A 16,979-nucleotide genomic window follows, 5' to 3' on the forward strand; every position below is an offset into this window, starting at 1 on the left:
GGCTTTACGATTCGCCGCATGGAAAAACAACAAGCGCCCTACACGTCCAGCGGTCCAATCTGGACCTTGTCGCAAGGCTTTGCCGGTGCCGTCGGCGGCGGTGCCGGTTGGGCCGGCGTCGTTGCGCTATCCATGCGCTACCTCCTGAAAATGGGTGGTCAGCCCCTTAGAATGGCTGCTCTCACACAAGACATTCGCCCCACACAGGAGGGGGCCGACCATGACCGAAAAAGCCAGATTTGCCGTCATCATTGGCGCGGGCACCGAGACCGAAACACTCTTCGCGGACAACTACGATGGAGTGACCGGAGACAACCACTTCGTGTTGTTTTGCTCAGAAGCTGATCTGTCCGGCTTCCATGCAAAGCTCGTTCGAATTCCGGGTCTTGGAAGCCGAATTCGAGAAAAGGGTGTGACGAAGCAGAAGCTTTGGATCCCGACCGCCCACATCGCAGCCATGAGCGAACACGGCGGAGAAGACCCGCCAATCGGTTTCGGCGAGGGAAAGGCTTAAGGGAAGAGACAGCCTCGGCTGCGCGTGCCTCACGGAGACGCAAGGCCGGGCCAAGCATCCTCAATACGACGCGGGCGTATAGGCTATGCATGGGATGGCTCCTGTTGAACGACAGCCGGACGCACTTGGATGCGGTGCATTGATGTCATGCAGCCCTCGCCTCTTCGCCAGCCAGTTCGGGCCAGATCCGTTCCCAGCCGTCCGGCCAAAGATCGCGGCGGCTGACTGCGCCAGCGGTACCGCGTTCAATTGCTACGCAACGTTCCGGCGAAATGGGCGACTGCCCTGACGCCATCTGCGATAGGTAGGAAGGCGAGACGCCAATTGCCTTAGCTAGATTCGCCGCCGTGCCCCGTGGGCTAGTGTTGATATAGGTCTTAAGATCCATCCGCCAAGTTTAGTGAGAACTAAACCGTAAGGTCAAGTGTTTACTAATTTAGTGTCCTATAAACTTTCGCCATGACCATCCAAGACATTCGACGGGCGAATCTTCGCGGCTGGGTGCAGCAAAACGGTGCGCCCAGCAAGGAGAAAAGCTACTTCTCGCAAGTCCTATCCGGCACGTCTCCTATCGGGGAACGCGCCGCGCGTCGACTTGAGCGCGATTACCGAATGGGCGAAGGCTTTTTGGATGCGCCGCTGGACGCCAACCCCAGGGCCGCGCCGCGCCCCCCCGCGCCCTCTCCCTGGCCGTTCGCGTCTATCGCGGAGGCGGACGTGCGGGCTTTGCCGGCCGGCCAACTGTGCGCGTTAGAGGGAGCGATAGCGCTCGCCATCGCTCAGCTGAAACTCGGAATTACGGTGGCCCCGCCACCCTCCGTGGGGCCAGCACAATCAGCCCGGGGCGAACTGGTGGACATGGATGCTGCCGACGACGCATTCCCGATGCGAATCGGCAGCCTCCCGCCTGCGCCGGGGGAAGGCGGGAAAACCACTCAGCAAGCGGAACGCGATCGCAAAATTCGGGTTAGCGTCAACGCCGGTGTAATAGCCAATGTCGGACCAGGCGAGCCGCACGCGGCGAATGACAAGTTCGAAAAGGTGCCAGAAATGGCAGACGTGCGTCTGGCTGCGGGAGACGGCATTGAGAATTTGGCAGAGGAAGAAACCGGCACCGTTCAATTCCGGCGGTCCTTCCTGCGATCTGTCGGCGCCGGCTCGGGTAAAGCCCGCGTCGTGTATGCGAAGGGCGATAGCATGGAACCGATCATTCGAGACGGTGCTGCCTTGCTCGTCGTTCCTAATGAAAGCCTCGCATTGCAAGATGTGGCTGCGGGCGGAGTCTACGCCATCAATTACGACGGCAAGATGATTGTGAAGACCATCACGCGGGACCGGCTGACAAAACGATGGGTTGCTCGCTCGTTTAACCCCACATACCCTGATATTCCGCTTGAGAACGGCGCGTCCGTTCGCGTGCTTGGCCAGGTTGTTTGGGCGGGATCTCGTCTGAGCGACAGTGAATCCGGTCAATGGACGCGCGCATAAGAAGCTCCCCTCACCAATAGCACCAGCCACCTTCGGGTGGCTTTTTTTCGCCGCGCACTAAGTCGCACTGACCTGCTCCCCGTGATTAGTACGAAATCGATGTAGAGTCCGTTCCCAAAGGAATGGCAATGAAGAAACGATTCACGGAAGAACAAATCATCGGCGTGCTCAAGGAGGCCGATGCGGGTGCCAAGCCCGCAGAACTGTGCCGCAAGCACGGTATCTCCGAGGCAACGTACTACAACTGGAAGGCGAAGTTCGGTGGCATGACGGTGTCGGACGCTCAGCGGCTCAAGGAGCTGGAGCAGGAGAACAACAGGCTCAAGAAGCTGTTGGCCGAGTCGATGCTGGACAAGGCGGCGCTTCAGGATCTGCTAAGCCGAAAGTAGTCAGCCCGCAGGCCAAGCGCGAGGCGGTCAGGACATTGATGGCCGAGCGCAGCATGGGTGTTACCCGGGCCTGCGGGCTGGTAGGAATTTCGCGGTCGTTGTTTGCCTACGGGAGCACGCGCATAGGCGATGCTGCTCTGACCGAGCGCATGAAAGAGATGGCAGTGGCCAAACGACGCTATGGCTATCGGAGAATCCATGTGCTCTTACGTCGCGAAGGCTGGCAAGCAAATCACAAGCGAGTCTGGCGGCTGTACAGCCTGGCAGGGTTGAGCGTGCGCAAACGCAAGCGTAAGCGCATCGCGGCGACCGAGCGCGTGGTTCGCCCAGCGGCAACCGCGCCGAATCAAAGTTGGTCGATGGACTTTGTGGCCGACGGCCTAGCCTATGGCCGCCGGTTCCGTTGTTTGAATATCGTCGATGACTACACTCGCGAATGCCTGGCCATCGAGGTCGATACGTCGTTGCCGGGAGTGCGTGTTGCCACGGTGCTGCAACGGCTAGCTGAAATGCGTGGCCTGCCGCGATCTATTACTGTGGACAACGGTCCGGAATTCGCCGGAAGAGCCTTGGATGCCTGGGCCTACCAAGCTGGCGTAAAGCTGTCGTTTATCCGGCCGGGTAAACCGGTGGAGAACGCTTATATCGAAAGTTTCAACGGCAAGTTCCGCGACGAATGCCTTAACGAGCACTGGTTCTTGTCCCTGCGACAGGCCAAAGACTTGATCGAAAACTGGCGGGTCGAGTACAACACCGATCGGCCCCACAGTGCGCTCGGATATTTAACCCCGGCGCAATTCGTGCAGGCTCATCAGAAAGAAGGTCTTTTACCCCTGGACTCTATGTCGGTGCCGTACTAAATCTGGGGGCAGGTCAGCACGGCCCAAAGTCACGTCCCAGAGTTTAGTTTTTACTTGACGATAAGTTTAGTGTTTACTAATATCTGCTCTACCGCAGCTATGCGCTGCAAGCAGTACCCCACGGACCCGCAGGCAGCAGTCAGGCCATCGCCTCAAGCGGGAGACGTCACCGCCACAAAGTCGGACTGGGGAAGGCGAGAACCGCTCTTTAACAACCTAGGCCGCCCGCCCCCGAGAGGGAGGAAGGGCGAAACAGGACAACCAGGCGCCAGCGCGCCCCCGGACCCTGTGTGCATGGGCCACCGCGCCCAGGTAACGCCCAGCCGGGCGTGGCGACGATAACCCCGGCATGAAATCCGATTCCGCTGAAAAGCGGGTTTCGGCCAGCGCTGCGAATCAGCGCTTACCGAAGCTATTCATTAACGAGGCGATTAGCGTTTCCCAGCTTCGCATGCAGCAGGATCACATCCACCATCAGATGAAGCTCGTAATCGCTCAGCTTTTGCCCGGAAGTCAGTTTATTGGCGATGCCGTCCACGAGCGCATCTCCGGTGTTGCCATCGCCAACAATATCCAACGCCAATTCCAGCAGACCTCTTGTCAGAGGCTCTCCTCTTAGGAGCCGGCGCTTGATATGTCCAAGTCTTCCATTCACGCTTTTCAGCTCGCTGCCCATAAGAACCCCCTAAAAATTCAATCATAGGGAGGCGCTCAGTCGCCAGCAATCGGTCGTGTGTCACCTGGCCAGTTACTGTCAAGCAGAATATTTTTATCCGGGATCGCATCCTGGGCCATCACCCCTTCCCCCAACTACAACCGAAGGAACCAGCCATGCTGGACGCGATCTGCCGCTTTATAGACGAACTGCTTGACGCTCTCAACTTCGGCGACACCATCAGCAAGTAGCGTTGTCGCTAACTAGTCCTAGGCAACGCCCAGCCGGGCGTGGCGACGATAACCGCGGCCCGCTCCACGCAACACCCCATGAGGAAAGGCACCTTCTCGCCGCCTCCACCTCGGTCTGGGTGACCTGCACTCATTACTCTCCTATTGCGGTAAAGCGTACCCAATAAAGTGAGTGGCGCAGTTCAAATGCTTGGTACTCACTGTGACTACGCCCGCATTACAGTTTCCGACTTCCCCAACGTACAGTCGTGCTCCGCCCTTCACGGCGTCTTTTGACAGATAGCCAATGCTCCGTGTGGAACCTCCAACATGATTGGTATCGGTGGTGACCACGCCTTCATTGACACCCGCGGTATTTCCCACAAAGACCTCGACAAATGAGCTGGCAGGCTTTGCACTGACATCATCGACTGTGTAGCCAAGCACCTTCGTTGTTCCATTGAGATGGTTCTGGTTCGTGGTTACAACACCAGCATTTACACCTCCCTGCGTACCTTCGTAGAGAAGAGCTTTCTTTTCAAGATCCGCAGAAAACGCTTGCACACTCGATAGAGCAAAAAGGACAGCGACGGCAGCTTTGTATGGGATTTCCATATGGCCTCCTGTTCAAATCTTGCGATGGTCACGATGGTGACACTGCAATTCAATGTCCAGTGCTTTCGGCATGAATGCCAATCCGCAGGCCTGGGTACACCAACGCATGGCATGCAGCAGAAGACGGGCCGCAACACGGGGGTCAAGACCTATTCAGACGCGGTCTATCAACAATCTAACCCAAACCTCGGAACAACGTCATGTTTGATTTCATCATCCGCTTTCTTGAAGAACTGCTGGATGTCGCCAATTTTGGCAACGACATTAGCAAGTAACCCTGCACCGCTGATACCTTGTTCGGAGGCTCGAACCTTCGGATCATCTCAAAGACGTATTTCATAGAAAATAGAAGGTAATTTTCTCAATCCTCTATAGGACAACCTCAAAAGTGACTTTCGACAAACGCTTCGCCATCATCGACAGTTCAGGACGTCCTCGCTACCCATTCAAAGCCACGTTTGGGGAAGGTAAAGGCCACTTTGTCCTGCGCACAGGTAGCGATAGCGATCAAAGCCGGCGCTCGATCTTTGTCAAGACCATTGAGGAGGCTATCCGAGGCGCAGTCTTCGAGGGCTATAGGCTGCGCGTACGTACCGATGACGACCAGCGGCAAATGACAGGATCTCTTTCAATCCAGCGAGGGAAAAATGTACAAGGCTACAGAATTACGTCAGATTTGGCCCATCTTGTCTCAACCGCACTCTTGAAGCCACTGGAAGTGCTGGCCCAAAGTTCTTCGTCCAACGCCCCGTCCGAGCTCACGAACATTGATGCTGCTCGCAATTTCATTATGGACAGAGTTCAGCGCCCAGCGTTAAGCAGTGCCAAGCTAAGTTCTGAGCTCAAGGATAAGGTTAAACACTCCGATATCTGGCTCCAGAAGTTCAAGCGCGTCGGAGACTTATTTAACTATTTACAGCGATTCAGTGAAGACCAGAATGACGCCATCTACCTCGAAATGAAGGCGTGCGGACTTCTGACTTTTGAAGACGTCAAGGCCGAGTTTGCCGAGCGCTTTCAGCCTTGGCTCAATGACTGCACTCGCCCCAGCGACTTCGTCATCGGTGAACCGTACTCGCCATACGACATTCTCATCTTTACGAAGAACTACGATACCCGCGCAGGAGGAATGTTCGTCCTACCTGCAACCGGCACTGCGGCGCTTGTGGTCATCAAGGCGACGTTAAGCGGTGGCGCCTATGCTAATGAATGGCTCGAACCCTCACGTCGCCTGAAGTACTACTTCAAGGCCATCACGCGAAACAGCAAGCAAGAGTTCGGAGAACACTTCAAGGCCAACGCGGCCATTCTCCAAAATCCGAACATTCCGATCTTAACGTTCGTCCGATCATCGGATTCGACGCCCTTTACCTACCAAGGGACCTTCGCCTATGCGGGCCACCACGCTGAACCCGATGGTTCTCGATGGTTCGATCTTGCGCTTTGCGACTCACAACCAACGGAAGTTGTGGCGGAGCTAGGCTTCTTGGAAAACGATCTTACCGCACGGGTGGCAGCAGCCCTCGCAAGCTCCCGCACTGATAGATTGGCACGGCTTGAAGCTGCACCGAAGAAGCCGCCTCGTGTCGTTGTTCGAGCTACAGCCTTTATACGCAACGCCGATGTGATTGTGGAGGTGCTGGAACGTGCGCAAGGACATTGCGAAGAATGCCAACAACCCGCACCTTTTATCGGCAAAGCTAAGAATGAGCCCTACCTGGAAGTACACCACAAGATGCGTTTGGCTGACGGAGGCGAGGACACTGTGCAGAATGCGATAGCGTTATGCCCCAATTGCCATCGGGAGATGCACTTCGGCTAGGAGGAGCCGCGCTCAAGCCCTTCAACGTATACCCGCACATCTTCGAGCAAATCTTGAGTGACGATGGCCGACCTTTAGAAGTCGGCCGTCCATAGCAGCCCCACTTCAGCGCGCGTCCGCGCACATCCCCATGCCTTCAACCATCCCCGCCATCTGGTGGGGCCTGGCCCTGCTCGCCTTGGCGGCGGTGGCCCTGGTCCCCGCCTGCGAATACCTCAACCGCCGCTATGTCGCGGCCGATCCTTGGAAAGCAACATGAACGCAATCACTGCAATCGCGCCTGCCGCGCGCCGCCGCAAGCTGCCGTCCATCACGCAGGCGGCGTGCAAGCTGACCAACCTTATCGCCCCGCGTGACCACGCAGGCCGGGGCAATTGGAGCCAGGACGCGGACATTCCCGCTCTGTGGGCTTGGGCCGCCGGCCTCGGCTTTGCGGCATTCGTCCTCTTCGGCCGTCAGATCCTCGGCTGGCTCCTGAGCGTCGCGATATGAACGGCATTGAATTCATCGTGCGGGACCGCGCAGGCTGGTGGCCGCCGATTCCGCTACCCCGCCGTCGCATTCCTGCCTCCGAGGTCAGGCAAGTGAAACCCCGCGCTCCTAGGAAGCCCCGAAGCGCGCAGAAACCCATTTAAACGGAGTTCCCCATGTGGTTCAGAAATCTCAAGATTTACCACCTCTCGGCCGCCTGGACGTTGTTCGGCGATGACCTGGAAGCCGCTCTGGCGCGCCAAGCATTCCAGCCCGGCAACAACTTGGAAATACAGTCCATCGGATGGGTTCCGCCCCGCGAGAACGGCGGCTTGGCCCACGTCGTGAACGGGCAGATTCTGCTGTCGCTGCGCGCCGAAAAGAAGCTGCTCCCCGCCACGGTCATCAACCAGGTGGCGAAGTTCCGCGCCCAGGAAATCGAAGATCAGCAGGGCTACAGGCCCGGCAAGAAGCAGATGAAGGAAATCAAGGAGCGCGTTACCGACGAGCTACTGCCCCGCGCGTTCAGCATCTACCGCGATACCCGCGTGTGGATCGACCCGCTGAATCACTGGGTTGTAATTGACGCAGTCGCCTCCGCCAGGGCCGACGAGGTAATCGGAATCCTCGCCAAATGCATTGATCCGTTCCCACTGGAAAACCTGTACGTCGCACAGTCCCCGGCGGCGGCCATGACCGGCTGGCTGGCCGAAGATGAAGCGCCCAACAACTTCAGCATCGACCAGGACACCGAACTCCGGTCATCGGGCGAAAGCGGCGCAGCAGTCCGCTACGTGAAGCACTCCATCGATGCGGAAGACGCGCGCCGGCACATCCAGTCTGGCAAGCAATGCACCCGCCTCGCCTTGACCTGGGCCGACCGGATCTCGTTTGTCCTGACCGAAGCGCTGGACATCAAGCGCATATCACCTCTGGACGTGCTCAAGGAAGGTGCCGAGGGTGTCGCCTCCAACGACGACGAGAAATTCGATTCAGACATGACCCTCATGACCGGCGAACTGGCAAAGCTCCTGGCCGAACTGGTCGATGCCCTGGGCGGCGAAAAGCGAATCTAACGAACCTCAAACGACTTTAAGCGGGGCCAAGCCGTCAACAAAAGCCTTTCCCCTTGCCTCGCCGTCTTCGTAGGCCGAAACGGAATCAGCGAATTCCAACCCGTTCCCGACCTGTACCCAGTCCGCCCCTTCGGGCTGCACGGTCACATTCGCCCGCCACAGGCCGGTGGTGAAGCCAGGCATCTCGCCCGACACCTCGCGGACGCGCACGTAAACGCGGTGCCCCTGGTAATCGAATTCCTTATCCATCACCCCGCCCCTTTGGTAGTCCGTTTCTAAATCGTATCCCATTGACGATTTTCCATGTCCGATCAATCCACCGCGCCTGTCTCTTTTAGGCAAAAGATTCTCAACAGAGAAATCAAGCGCGCCCACGCTATGCAGGTCCGCTACGAAGACCTGTATGTCGAACCCGGCTTTAACCTGCGCACCCCTATCGAACTGCTGGAAGGCGAAGAGCGCGAAAAGGCCGAGGCCGACGACGAAAGCCTGTTTCAGCACATCATGGCCGGCGGCCCGCTTCCGCCGCTGGAAGTCCGCCCGCGCAACGAAGGCGGCGTCTGGATCGTTGAAGGGCACCGCCGTCACATACAGATTGGTAGAGCGATTGCCGCAGGCGCGCCGCTTCAGGATGACGATGGGGTCGTCTGGATAGACGTGATGGCATTCGTCGGCAACGACGCCGACCGTACCGCCCGCGTCATCAGCAGCGCCAAGGGCCGTCACCTCCTGCCACTGGAAACGGCTTTTGGGTATGCCAAGCTGGCCGGCTTCAGGTGGGACAACGAGCGCATTGCCCGCCTTGAACAGGTGTCCCCGCAGTGGGTCGCAAAGATGATCAGCCTGGCCCACGCCAACAGCGACGTACACGCACTGGTGCTTTCCGGCGCGGTCAAGGCGTCTACTGCCATCGAAGCAATCGCCAAGCATGGCGAAGCCGCCGGCGCCTTTCTGCAATCCCAGCTTGAAAAGGCCAAGGCCACCGGCAAGTCCAGGGTGACGCCCAGCAGCATCCACGGCCGCGCCCTGCCCCGCAAGGTCGTATCCCCGCTCATCAGCGGCGTGGACGCCTTCATCAAGGGACTGGACGCCAACCAGCGCGCAACCCTTGTGGACATCAAGGAAGGTCGCGTAGCCAGCGAGACGATCACCATTCCGGCCTCCGCGCTTATCGATCTGTTCGACGCTCACGGTGCTGTCGAAACCGTCCGCGCCAAGCAAGCCGAAAAGCAGCGCCGTCAGACCGAAGCCGCAGCTGCTGCCGGCCAGGCCGAAATCCCCTCCGAGCAGGGCGCGACGCCATGACCGCCACCTGCAATACAGGCCAGCAGCCCATCATCGGCTGGTACTGCGACGGCACCTTCCCCGCCCTCTTTACGGATTCCGTGACCGTTGCCAAACGCTGGATGGAACTGGGCTCCAAGGTCTCAGCCGTCGTTCGGCAAGACGACACCGCTGCGTCGAGCGCCAATCCCGCTACCCCTGCCGACGATGCGCTGGGCGACCGCGATGCGGCCTTTGAGGCTGTGCGTAAAGGCCTGTGCGCCCTGCAACGGTACAGCTTCTGGATTGGCCCGAGCGGTGGCGTAAAGCGGGTCGAAGATCGGTCGGGCAACTGGATCGACTTTGACGCGGCACACGAACTGTTCGACCCGGTAAACATCGACGCCGCCATTGCCCAGCAGAAGGGAGAGGCGTGATGGGCAGCCGCATTGAGGTCTTGAAAGCCTCGCTGGCCAAGAAGACTGCGCTATTTGACGAAAAGCTCATGGCGCACATGGGCGACGTCAGGTCGGCTAATGGCCAACCGCTCAATGACAAGGCGAATGGTGCGGCCACCCTTGGCAAATGGGAGCGGCAAAACGACTCACTGCGGGCGCTGAACGCTTCCATCGAAAAGACGAAAAGCGCGATAGAGCGGGAAGAGACCAAGATTTCAACGGTCGATTCTGTCGCTCTTCCGGAGCCGATCAAAGCCGCCATAGGGTCAGGCGTGCTGACGCAGTGGCGCAAGCATCCGCGCTTCTTCTTCGTGGCCGGGGTTGATAAGGCACGCATCGCGCTGATGGACAACGGCCAGATCGGCCATCGCTACCTTTCGGGAATCCCGTCTCAAGACCAATACGCGACCTTTCGGGACGTTTTCAACTCGCTGAGAGCGCAGCTTGCCGCCCAGCCCACCACCAAGGAAAGCCATGACTGAGAGCAACGCCGCCCAGCCTGGGCTGACGGATCAGGAACGAGAACATCTGTTCGCCCGCTATTTCTCCCATGACCATCCTTGTCGGCGTGACATAAATGCGCTGATGAAAGATGTGGAACACGCCCTGCTGTCCAAGCTGCGCGCGGAGGGCGTGCAGGCGGACGAGCCGGTGGCCGATGCAGTGGTGCGGCAATGCCCTCGCTGTACGGGAAACGGGACAATTCTGCGCCTCAGCGGCAATGGCCCGGACGCCTACGACGTTCAGGGAGAATGCCCGCATTGCGAAGGATCCGGGGTGGTGGCAAGCGCCCCTGTAGCCGGGGAGGCGCTGTTTTGGTATCGACCGCGCTCCGATGGTGGCTATGAGGGGCCGATCCACAACGACCACATTGAAGATGTGCGCAGGCGGTCCGGCGCGTGGCTGCCCCTCCTTCCCACGCCACAGTTCAGCGCTGCCCAGGACACGCCCACCGATGCCGACCTCTACGCCTGCTTCCCTGCATCGCTCGGTCCTGGCGGTGAATGGGCACTGAAAGGCGCCCGCATCGCCTTGGCTCGCTACGGCCACACCGCCCCCAAGGCCACCAAAGCAGAGCGCATCGTGTTCCCGGCGCGCCTGCGAAAGATGTGGTCAGGTGGCGAGGTGCAGGCGTGGCTGGACAACCATCAGGGCATCACGCCGCCGAACGCAAGCGCGAAGGGAAGCCTGGAACGTTACCGGAAGTGGCAAGCCGAAAAGACCCAGGCTGACAAGGACGGCTGCGCCAATGGCTGACCCACTTCACAGGCCGCAGACCGAGCCGCCCAAACAAATAAACGCCTGGGGGTCGATGGCTACGTTGATGCCACGCCGCCCCCAGCAGGAGAAACCCAATATGGAGCTTCGAATTGAACCCGTATACATCGACCTGCCTACGGTGGCGTCGATCACCACGCTTGCCGAATCGACCATCCAAGGCATGGTCGCCAGGGGCGAGTTTCCCGCGCCTCGTGAACTGTCGGGCCGCCGCGTCGGCTATCTCTATTTGGAAATCATGGAATGGGCGCTCAGCCGCCCCCGGTCCGAAATGCTGCCACCGAAGAACACTGGCGCGCGCAAAAGCAAAGTTGCAGGGGGAAACTAGCTTCGGCCGGTGGCCAGCTTTTCCAGGTACTTCGAAAGGCGCCCGAGCCACACCCGACGTTCCTTGTCGTAGGCATGCCGGTTGTACACCCCCTCGACTCCTGGCAGCATATGACCCAGTATTACTTCGCCCACTTCACGCGGGCAACCGAGGGAAGCGAGAAATGTTCGGGACGTGCGCCGCAGGTCATGCGGCGCCCAGTGCGTCACCGTCAACCGTTCCCGCTTCCTATCTGGCGCAGTTTGGCTGTAAGGCTGTTGGTAGTAGACACGAGTCTGAACTGACTTTTGTTCCCAATGGCCCGATTTGCCGTAAGAAGGGAACAGGTAGCCCGTTTCCAGCGCAGCGAGCCGCCGCCTCACTACCTGCTCAGCACGACCGACCAGAGGAACGCGGAAATCCGTGGCTTCTGGTCGCTTTGCGTTTTTTGTTTTTTCTTTCGGTACGGTCCACCACAGCCCGTCCGCTTCGTCCGCGATTTCCTCGGCTTCGATAGCACCGATCTCGGCCCCTCTGGCGCAAGTCCAGAGATACAGCGTCAAAAAGTCCTCCACATCGCGCGAAAAATTCGGAAGCCAGGCAATTAGCTCCCCGGCCTCCTTCGGCGACAGGACCCGCTTATTTACGCCAACCTTCTTGCCGTTGATCGCCTTTCCTTTCGATTTCAGCTTTCCGCGCAGGATCGCACGCCACCAATTGGGCACGGTCTCTGCCAGCTTGCCGGCGTCATGGCAATAGTCCCAGGCCGCCCCCAACTCACGGCGCAGGATCTGGGCCTGCACCGGAATGTGGGCAAACGATCCAATTAGTGCGAATGCGTCCGCCCGCGTCACCCCTTCGGCGGGCTTGTTCGCCAAGTCACCCAGCATCGTCCTGAATATGCGGTGAATCTCGATCTGGCCCTTCTCGGCCCGGTGGTGCTTAATGTGGCCCGCATAGTAGAGGTCGCAGGCGTCGGACACCGTCAACGCCCCCTTCGCCTTCTCACGTGCTGCTGCCGCAGCCATCTGTGCAGCCTGGCGCTCCTGCTTTGCCTCAACCGCGACATCTAGACCGGCATCACGTTTCTGGCGTAAGTTTTCCCACTCGACTACGGCTGCGGCGAATGACATCGCAGGCCAACGCCCCAACTTCTTCTGGCGCATTCTGCCGTCAACTGGGCTCTTGTAGCGATAGGTCCAAGCCCGCGCCGTAGCGGTAGCCTCCAGGCGCAGCCCAGGATAGCCATCAATGGTAATGTGTCGGCCTGGCTCAAGCAGCTTTGCGGCGCGCGCGTCGAATTGCATGAAGGGTAGAGTCCTCTGGCGTAGGTTTTTCAGAATCCTAAACGAAGCGGCGTAACTTCTCAATTCGACACCCCAAAAAGCTACGCCAAACCACCAAGTGTTGGCAGGTTTTGATGGGCGTTGCTGGGCCATTGAGCAAATTCCACTTACCCCACCTTCCCCCTGGAAATGCACGAAGCACAAGGCACAACGCCGAAATCGCGGGCTGAAACCGATAGTCAGCTTGCAGGCCACACCCCCATGATGCAGCAGTACCTTCGCTTGAAAGCGGAGGCTGGCCCCTTGCTGCTCTTCTACCGCATGGGCGACTTCTATGAAATGTTCTACGAAGACGCCGAGCGCGGCGCGCGCCTGCTCAACCTCACGCTGACCAAGCGGGGTTCGTCCAACGGCACGCCCATCCCCATGGCCGGCCTGCCCGTACACGCCATGGAGCAATACCTGGCGCGGCTGGTCGCCATGGGCGAGTCCATCGCCATCTGCGAACAGATTGGTGACCCCGCCGCGTCCAAGGGGCCGGTCGAACGCCGCATCGTGCGCATCGTCACCCCCGGCACCTTGACCGACGACGCGCTGCTGCCCGCCAAGGCCGACCGCGCGCTGGCCGCCGTGTTCGTGTCCGGCAATGCCCGTGCGCCGCGCGCCGGCCTGGCCTGGCTGAACCTGGCCAGCGGCGAATTCCGCGTCACCGAATGCGCGCCGGCCCAACTGGAATCCGAGCTGCATCGCATTGCGCCCGCCGAGATCATTTGCGCCGACAACGCCGTCTTTGAATTTCCCTTTGAAGGCGCGCGCTCGCGCGTGCCGGACTGGCACTTTGAAAGCGACGGCGCGCGCGCGCATCTGCTGGCGCACTTCAAGACCGATACCCTGGCGGGCTTCGATATTGAAGACATGCCGGCCGGCATTTGCGCCGCCGGCGCCTTGCTGCGCTATGCGGCGCGCACGCAATCGCAGGCGCTGGCGCACGTGCAAAGCCTGTCGGCCGAACGCCCGGGCCAGTATGTGCTGCTGGACCCGGTCACCCGCCGCAACCTGGAACTGACGCAAACGCTGTCGGGCGAAGACGCGCCCACGCTGTTCTCGCTGCTGGACGGCTGCCGCACCCCCATGGGCAGCCGCCTGCTGCGCCGCTGGCTGCATCATCCCTTGCGCGAGAACGAACAGGCGCTGGCTCGCCAGCAGGCCATTTCGGCGCTGTTGGCCGGCCGCATGGACGTGGAACAAACGTTTGGGTCGGCCGGCTTGCTGGAAGCGCTGCGCGCCGCGCTGAACGCCTTCCCGGACATCGAACGCATCGCCGCACGCCTGGCGCTGCGCTCGGTGCGCCCACGTGAACTGGCCAGCCTGCGCGATGCCCTGCAATCGCTGCCCGCGCTGCGCGACCTGGTCGAACCCATGGCGGGATCGCCGCGCCTGGGTGAGTTGTTCTCGCACCTGTCGGTGGACCCGGCGCTGGCCGCGCTGCTGGTGCGCGCCATTGCGCCGGAACCGGCCGTCGCCATCCGCGACGGCGGCGTGCTGGCCACGGGCTTTGATGCCGAACTTGACGAGCTGCGCGGCCTGGCGGCCGATGGCGGCGATTTTCTGGTGCAACTGGAAGCCCGCGAACGCGAGCGCACCGGCATCAGCAACCTGCGCGTGGAATTCAACCGCGTGCATGGCTTCTATATTGAAGTCAGCAAGGGCCAGACGGCCAAGGTGCCGGAAGACTACCGCCGCCGCCAGACGCTGAAAAACGCCGAACGCTACATCACGCCCGAACTCAAGGCCTGGGAAGACAAGGTCTTGTCCGCGCAGGACCGTTCCCTGGCGCGCGAGAAATGGCTGTTCGAGCAATTGCTGGACGTGCTGGCCGAACACGTGCGGCCCTTGTCGGACTGCGCCGCCGCGCTGGCCGAGCTGGACACGCTGGCGGCGTTGGGCGAACATGCGCGCCGCCACGACTGGATCGCGCCTGATCTGTCCGAAAACGCCGACATCGACATCGACGCCGGCCGCCACCCCGTGGTGGAACACGCCATTGAACGCTTCACCCCCAACGGTTGCCGGCTGGATCCGGCGCGCCGCATGCTGCTGATCACCGGCCCGAACATGGGCGGTAAGTCGACCTACATGCGGCAGGTGGCGTTGATTGTGCTGCTGGCGCGCATCGGCAGCTTCGTGCCGGCCGCGCGGGCCCGCGTCGGCAAGATCGACCGCATCTTTACCCGCATCGGCGCCGCCGATGACCTGGCGGGCGGGCGTTCGACCTTCATGATGGAAATGACCGAGGCCGCCGCCATCCTGTCGGCCAGCACGCCCAACAGCCTGGTGCTGATGGACGAGATCGGCCGTGGCACGTCCACCTACGACGGCCTGGCGCTGGCGTGGGCCATCGCCTGCCGCTTGCTGGCGCACAACCGCGCGCTGACGCTGTTCGCCACCCACTACTTTGAACTGACGCGCCTGCCGGCCGAACAACCCGCGTCGGCCAACGTGCACCTGGCCGCCGCGGAATCCGCCGCGGGCATCGTGTTCCTGCACGAAGTGCGCGAAGGCCCCGCCAGCCGCAGCTACGGGATTCAAGTGGCCCAACGCGCCGGCGTGCCGGCGGCGGTCATCCGCCAGGCCACGCGCGAGCTTGAACGGCTGGAAGCGCAAGGCGCGCCGACCCCGCAGTTGGGCTTGTTCTCGGCCGCGGCCGATGCCGACGCGCAAGCCTATGCCCAGGCCGAGCGGCACGACGCCATCGAAGCGCTGGACGCGCTGCGCGAAGAGCTTGCCACCATCGACCCCGACAGCCTCACCCCGCGCGAAGCGCTGGACGCCCTTTACCGCCTGAAGAAGCACCTTCAATGAACCTCGACCAACCCCTGCCGCTCTTGGGCAACCAAAGCCCCAACGACTTCATGCGTCGCTACTGGCAGCGCAAGCCGCTGCTGATCCGCCAGGCCATTCCCGGCTTCAAGCCGCCCCTGGCCATCGCCGCCATCAAGAAGCTGGCGCGGCGCGACGACGTGGAATCGCGCCTGATCTGGCGCGAGAACGGCGAATGGCAAATGGAAAATGGCCCCTTCGCGCGCCTGCCCAAGGACAACGAGGGCGACTGGACGCTGCTGGTGCAAAGCGTGGATCTGCTCAGCGACGCGGCGTCTGAATTGATGGGCCTGTTCCGCTTCATTCCCGACGCCCGGCTTGACGACGTGATGGTCAGCATCGCCAGCCATGGCGGCGGCGTGGGTCCGCACTTCGACAGCTATGACGTCTTCCTGCTGCAAGCCGCGGGTGAACGCGAATGGCGTTACGGCCGCCAGAAAGACCTGTCGCTGGAACCCGGTCTGCCCTTGAAGATCCTCAGCAATTTCCAGCCAGAGGAAAAAGCGGTGCTGTCGCCCGGCGACATGCTGTATCTGCCGCCCCAGGCCGCGCACGACGGCGTCGCCGTGGGCGACGGCTGCATGACCATCTCGATCGGTTTCCGCGCCCCTACCCAGGCCATACTGGCGCGCGGCCTGCTCGAAGCCGCGGCCGACCAGGTGATGGCGCGTGTGGGCTTGCTGGGCGGCCCTTACGGCGAACCGGCGCTGCCCGGCCCGAAGCTGTCGGCGGTGTACCGCGACCCGGGCCAACCCGCCGTCGACACGCCTGCCGCCCTGCCCGATGCGCTGGTGGCCGCCACGCTGGAAACGGTTGAAAAGCTGCGTTTTGACGATGCGCTGGCCTCGCGCTTTTTGGGCTGCTGGCTGACCGAACCCCACAATCAAAGCGTCTTTGACGCCGCGGACAGCGTTGATGTGGACCTGGAAGAGGCCTGGCCGGAATCGGGGCGCTTGGTGCTGGACCGCCGCAGCCGCATGCTCTATCGCGGCAAACAGCTCTTCATCAATGGTGAAACCGCGATGACGCCCGCCGACGCGGCACTGCGCACGCTGGCGGACGCCCGCCGCCTGGACTGCGCTGATCCGGCTTGCGCCAAGTTGTCGCCCGAGGCACGCTCCTGCTTGGCGGATTGGCTGGATTCCGGCTGGATTCACTACGTGGCGACGTAGTATCCCGACACGCCAACGTATCGGATTCGAACAGAACGCAATCAGATCCATGGCCAGGGACACATACGGAAAGACATAACACGAAGCTGAAAGGTTTGTTGCCGTTCGGATGCGACCTTTTTAACTTTCACACGCGCTGCGGCGTCGGCTTCCTGTAGCCTGAGTTCTGGTTTCCCCTAAGGGGGTTTCAAGAGTCGTCATCTACAGGAGTCCAA

The 16,979-nt window shown here is 60.8% G+C and carries 19 protein-coding genes; 14 read left to right on the top strand and 5 right to left on the bottom strand.

The window, feature by feature from the left end:
• Nucleotides 1-220: 220 nt before the first annotated feature.
• A complete protein-coding gene (locus tag CVS48_RS24575) occupies nt 221-514 on the top strand; it encodes a hypothetical protein (RefSeq protein ID WP_100856726.1) in 294 nt (97 codons plus the stop codon).
• A gap of 145 nt (nt 515-659) precedes the next feature.
• Here CVS48_RS24575 and CVS48_RS29800 read toward each other — a convergent pair whose 3' ends face one another.
• Nucleotides 660-902 (bottom strand): transcriptional regulator, encoded by a 243-nt coding sequence (locus CVS48_RS29800; protein ID WP_100856727.1) that lies wholly within the window; start codon nt 900-902, stop codon nt 660-662.
• 71 nt (nt 903-973) lie between these two features.
• Here CVS48_RS29800 and CVS48_RS24585 point away from each other — a divergent pair, with 71 nt between their 5' ends.
• Nucleotides 974-2,002 carry a S24 family peptidase gene (locus CVS48_RS24585; protein WP_100856728.1) on the top strand — a complete coding sequence of 343 codons (1,029 nt, stop codon included), beginning with the start codon at nt 974-976 and terminating at the stop codon, nt 2,000-2,002.
• Between the two features lie 128 nt (nt 2,003-2,130).
• Nucleotides 2,131-3,251, top strand: a protein-coding gene (locus tag CVS48_RS24595) for an IS3 family transposase (protein ID WP_100854261.1) whose coding sequence is annotated in 2 segments (ribosomal slippage) — nt 2,131-2,383 and nt 2,383-3,251 — 1,122 coding nt in all. Because the reading frame shifts where the segments join, the coding sequence is not laid out codon by codon here.
• Between the two features lie 412 nt (nt 3,252-3,663).
• Here the strand turns inward: CVS48_RS24595 and CVS48_RS29295 are convergent.
• Nucleotides 3,664-3,927, bottom strand: a complete 264-nt coding sequence (locus CVS48_RS29295) for a hypothetical protein (RefSeq protein ID WP_126376288.1) — start codon at nt 3,925-3,927, stop codon at nt 3,664-3,666.
• A 371-nt stretch (nt 3,928-4,298) separates the two neighbouring features.
• A complete protein-coding gene (locus CVS48_RS29300; RefSeq protein ID WP_126376285.1) occupies nt 4,299-4,751 on the bottom strand; it encodes a hypothetical protein in 453 nt (150 codons plus the stop codon).
• A 388-nt stretch (nt 4,752-5,139) separates the two neighbouring features.
• Between CVS48_RS29300 and CVS48_RS29730 the strand changes: the two genes are divergently transcribed.
• From CVS48_RS29730 to CVS48_RS24615, 4 genes are all read left to right on the top strand, one after another.
• On the top strand, nt 5,140-6,573 hold the full coding sequence (locus tag CVS48_RS29730; RefSeq protein WP_242001173.1) for an HNH endonuclease: 1,434 nt from the start codon (nt 5,140-5,142) through the stop codon (nt 6,571-6,573).
• Nucleotides 6,574-6,703: 130 nt separating this feature from the next.
• Nucleotides 6,704-6,832 carry a hypothetical protein gene (locus CVS48_RS29805; protein WP_269148805.1) on the top strand — a complete coding sequence of 43 codons (129 nt, stop codon included), beginning with the start codon at nt 6,704-6,706 and terminating at the stop codon, nt 6,830-6,832.
• Nucleotides 6,829-7,065, top strand: coding sequence for a hypothetical protein (locus tag CVS48_RS24610; RefSeq protein WP_100856730.1), 237 nt, complete (start codon nt 6,829-6,831; stop codon nt 7,063-7,065). The genes CVS48_RS29805 and CVS48_RS24610 overlap by 4 nt, the downstream gene beginning before the upstream one ends.
• Nucleotides 7,066-7,220: 155 nt before the next feature.
• Nucleotides 7,221-8,120 carry a recombination-associated protein RdgC gene (locus CVS48_RS24615; RefSeq protein WP_100856731.1) on the top strand — a complete coding sequence of 300 codons (900 nt, stop codon included), beginning with the start codon at nt 7,221-7,223 and terminating at the stop codon, nt 8,118-8,120.
• A 6-nt stretch (nt 8,121-8,126) separates the two neighbouring features.
• Here CVS48_RS24615 and CVS48_RS24620 read toward each other — a convergent pair whose 3' ends face one another.
• Nucleotides 8,127-8,495 carry a hypothetical protein gene (locus CVS48_RS24620; RefSeq protein ID WP_126376281.1) on the bottom strand — a complete coding sequence of 123 codons (369 nt, stop codon included), beginning with the start codon at nt 8,493-8,495 and terminating at the stop codon, nt 8,127-8,129.
• Nucleotides 8,496-8,498: 3 nt separating this feature from the next.
• Here CVS48_RS24620 and CVS48_RS24625 point away from each other — a divergent pair, with 3 nt between their 5' ends.
• From CVS48_RS24625 to CVS48_RS24645, 5 genes are all read left to right on the top strand, one after another.
• The gene (locus tag CVS48_RS24625; protein ID WP_100856733.1) at nt 8,499-9,425 is read left to right on the top strand and encodes a ParB/RepB/Spo0J family partition protein; all 927 of its coding nucleotides are present in this window, start codon (nt 8,499-8,501) and stop codon (nt 9,423-9,425) included.
• On the top strand, nt 9,422-9,820 hold the full coding sequence (locus tag CVS48_RS29505) for a hypothetical protein (RefSeq protein ID WP_175121082.1): 399 nt from the start codon (nt 9,422-9,424) through the stop codon (nt 9,818-9,820). The genes CVS48_RS24625 and CVS48_RS29505 overlap by 4 nt, the downstream gene beginning before the upstream one ends.
• The gene (locus CVS48_RS24635; RefSeq protein WP_100856734.1) at nt 9,820-10,323 is read left to right on the top strand and encodes a hypothetical protein; all 504 of its coding nucleotides are present in this window, start codon (nt 9,820-9,822) and stop codon (nt 10,321-10,323) included. The genes CVS48_RS29505 and CVS48_RS24635 overlap by 1 nt, the downstream gene beginning before the upstream one ends.
• The gene (locus tag CVS48_RS24640) at nt 10,316-11,098 is read left to right on the top strand and encodes a DnaJ-like cysteine-rich domain-containing protein (RefSeq protein ID WP_100856735.1); all 783 of its coding nucleotides are present in this window, start codon (nt 10,316-10,318) and stop codon (nt 11,096-11,098) included. The genes CVS48_RS24635 and CVS48_RS24640 overlap by 8 nt, the downstream gene beginning before the upstream one ends.
• Before the next feature lie 100 nt (nt 11,099-11,198).
• Nucleotides 11,199-11,447, top strand: a complete 249-nt coding sequence (locus tag CVS48_RS24645; RefSeq protein WP_100856736.1) for a helix-turn-helix transcriptional regulator — start codon at nt 11,199-11,201, stop codon at nt 11,445-11,447.
• On the opposite strand, the gene CVS48_RS24650 is transcribed toward CVS48_RS24645, so the two are convergent.
• Complete coding sequence (locus CVS48_RS24650) at nt 11,444-12,733, bottom strand: tyrosine-type recombinase/integrase (protein ID WP_100856737.1); 1,290 nt, start codon at nt 12,731-12,733, stop codon at nt 11,444-11,446. The two genes, CVS48_RS24645 and CVS48_RS24650, sit on opposite strands and share 4 nt — an antisense overlap.
• A gap of 168 nt (nt 12,734-12,901) precedes the next feature.
• On the opposite strand from CVS48_RS24650, the gene mutS reads away from it, so the two are divergent.
• A complete protein-coding gene (gene mutS / locus CVS48_RS24655) occupies nt 12,902-15,574 on the top strand; it encodes a DNA mismatch repair protein MutS (protein WP_419191426.1) in 2,673 nt (890 codons plus the stop codon).
• The gene (locus tag CVS48_RS24660; RefSeq protein ID WP_100856739.1) at nt 15,571-16,764 is read left to right on the top strand and encodes a ribosomal protein uL16 3-hydroxylase; all 1,194 of its coding nucleotides are present in this window, start codon (nt 15,571-15,573) and stop codon (nt 16,762-16,764) included. The genes mutS and CVS48_RS24660 overlap by 4 nt, the downstream gene beginning before the upstream one ends.
• Nucleotides 16,765-16,979 lie beyond the last annotated feature (215 nt).

This window comes from Achromobacter spanius (assembly GCF_002812705.1).
Taxonomy (GTDB): Bacteria; Pseudomonadota; Gammaproteobacteria; order Burkholderiales; family Burkholderiaceae_B; genus Achromobacter; species Achromobacter spanius.

What these genes read in the sequence shown, in the direction of transcription:
- mutS (WP_419191426.1), top strand. Translation starts at nt 12,902, where the DNA reads ATGCACGAAGCACAAGGCACAACGCCGAAATCGCGGGCTGAAACCGAT.
- CVS48_RS24660 (WP_100856739.1), top strand. Translation starts at nt 15,571, where the DNA reads ATGAACCTCGACCAACCCCTGCCGCTCTTGGGCAACCAAAGCCCCAAC.
- CVS48_RS29505 (WP_175121082.1), top strand. Translation starts at nt 9,422, where the DNA reads ATGACCGCCACCTGCAATACAGGCCAGCAGCCCATCATCGGCTGGTAC.
- CVS48_RS24575 (WP_100856726.1), top strand. Translation starts at nt 221, where the DNA reads ATGACCGAAAAAGCCAGATTTGCCGTCATCATTGGCGCGGGCACCGAG.
- CVS48_RS24585 (WP_100856728.1), top strand. Translation starts at nt 974, where the DNA reads ATGACCATCCAAGACATTCGACGGGCGAATCTTCGCGGCTGGGTGCAG.
- CVS48_RS29800 (WP_100856727.1), bottom strand. Translation starts at nt 902, where the DNA reads ATGGATCTTAAGACCTATATCAACACTAGCCCACGGGGCACGGCGGCG.
- CVS48_RS24610 (WP_100856730.1), top strand. Translation starts at nt 6,829, where the DNA reads ATGAACGCAATCACTGCAATCGCGCCTGCCGCGCGCCGCCGCAAGCTG.
- CVS48_RS24635 (WP_100856734.1), top strand. Translation starts at nt 9,820, where the DNA reads ATGGGCAGCCGCATTGAGGTCTTGAAAGCCTCGCTGGCCAAGAAGACT.
- CVS48_RS24615 (WP_100856731.1), top strand. Translation starts at nt 7,221, where the DNA reads ATGTGGTTCAGAAATCTCAAGATTTACCACCTCTCGGCCGCCTGGACG.
- CVS48_RS29805 (WP_269148805.1), top strand. Translation starts at nt 6,704, where the DNA reads ATGCCTTCAACCATCCCCGCCATCTGGTGGGGCCTGGCCCTGCTCGCC.
- CVS48_RS24650 (WP_100856737.1), bottom strand. Translation starts at nt 12,733, where the DNA reads ATGCAATTCGACGCGCGCGCCGCAAAGCTGCTTGAGCCAGGCCGACAC.
- CVS48_RS29300 (WP_126376285.1), bottom strand. Translation starts at nt 4,751, where the DNA reads ATGGAAATCCCATACAAAGCTGCCGTCGCTGTCCTTTTTGCTCTATCG.
- CVS48_RS24645 (WP_100856736.1), top strand. Translation starts at nt 11,199, where the DNA reads ATGGAGCTTCGAATTGAACCCGTATACATCGACCTGCCTACGGTGGCG.
- CVS48_RS24640 (WP_100856735.1), top strand. Translation starts at nt 10,316, where the DNA reads ATGACTGAGAGCAACGCCGCCCAGCCTGGGCTGACGGATCAGGAACGA.
- CVS48_RS24625 (WP_100856733.1), top strand. Translation starts at nt 8,499, where the DNA reads ATGCAGGTCCGCTACGAAGACCTGTATGTCGAACCCGGCTTTAACCTG.
- CVS48_RS29295 (WP_126376288.1), bottom strand. Translation starts at nt 3,927, where the DNA reads ATGGGCAGCGAGCTGAAAAGCGTGAATGGAAGACTTGGACATATCAAG.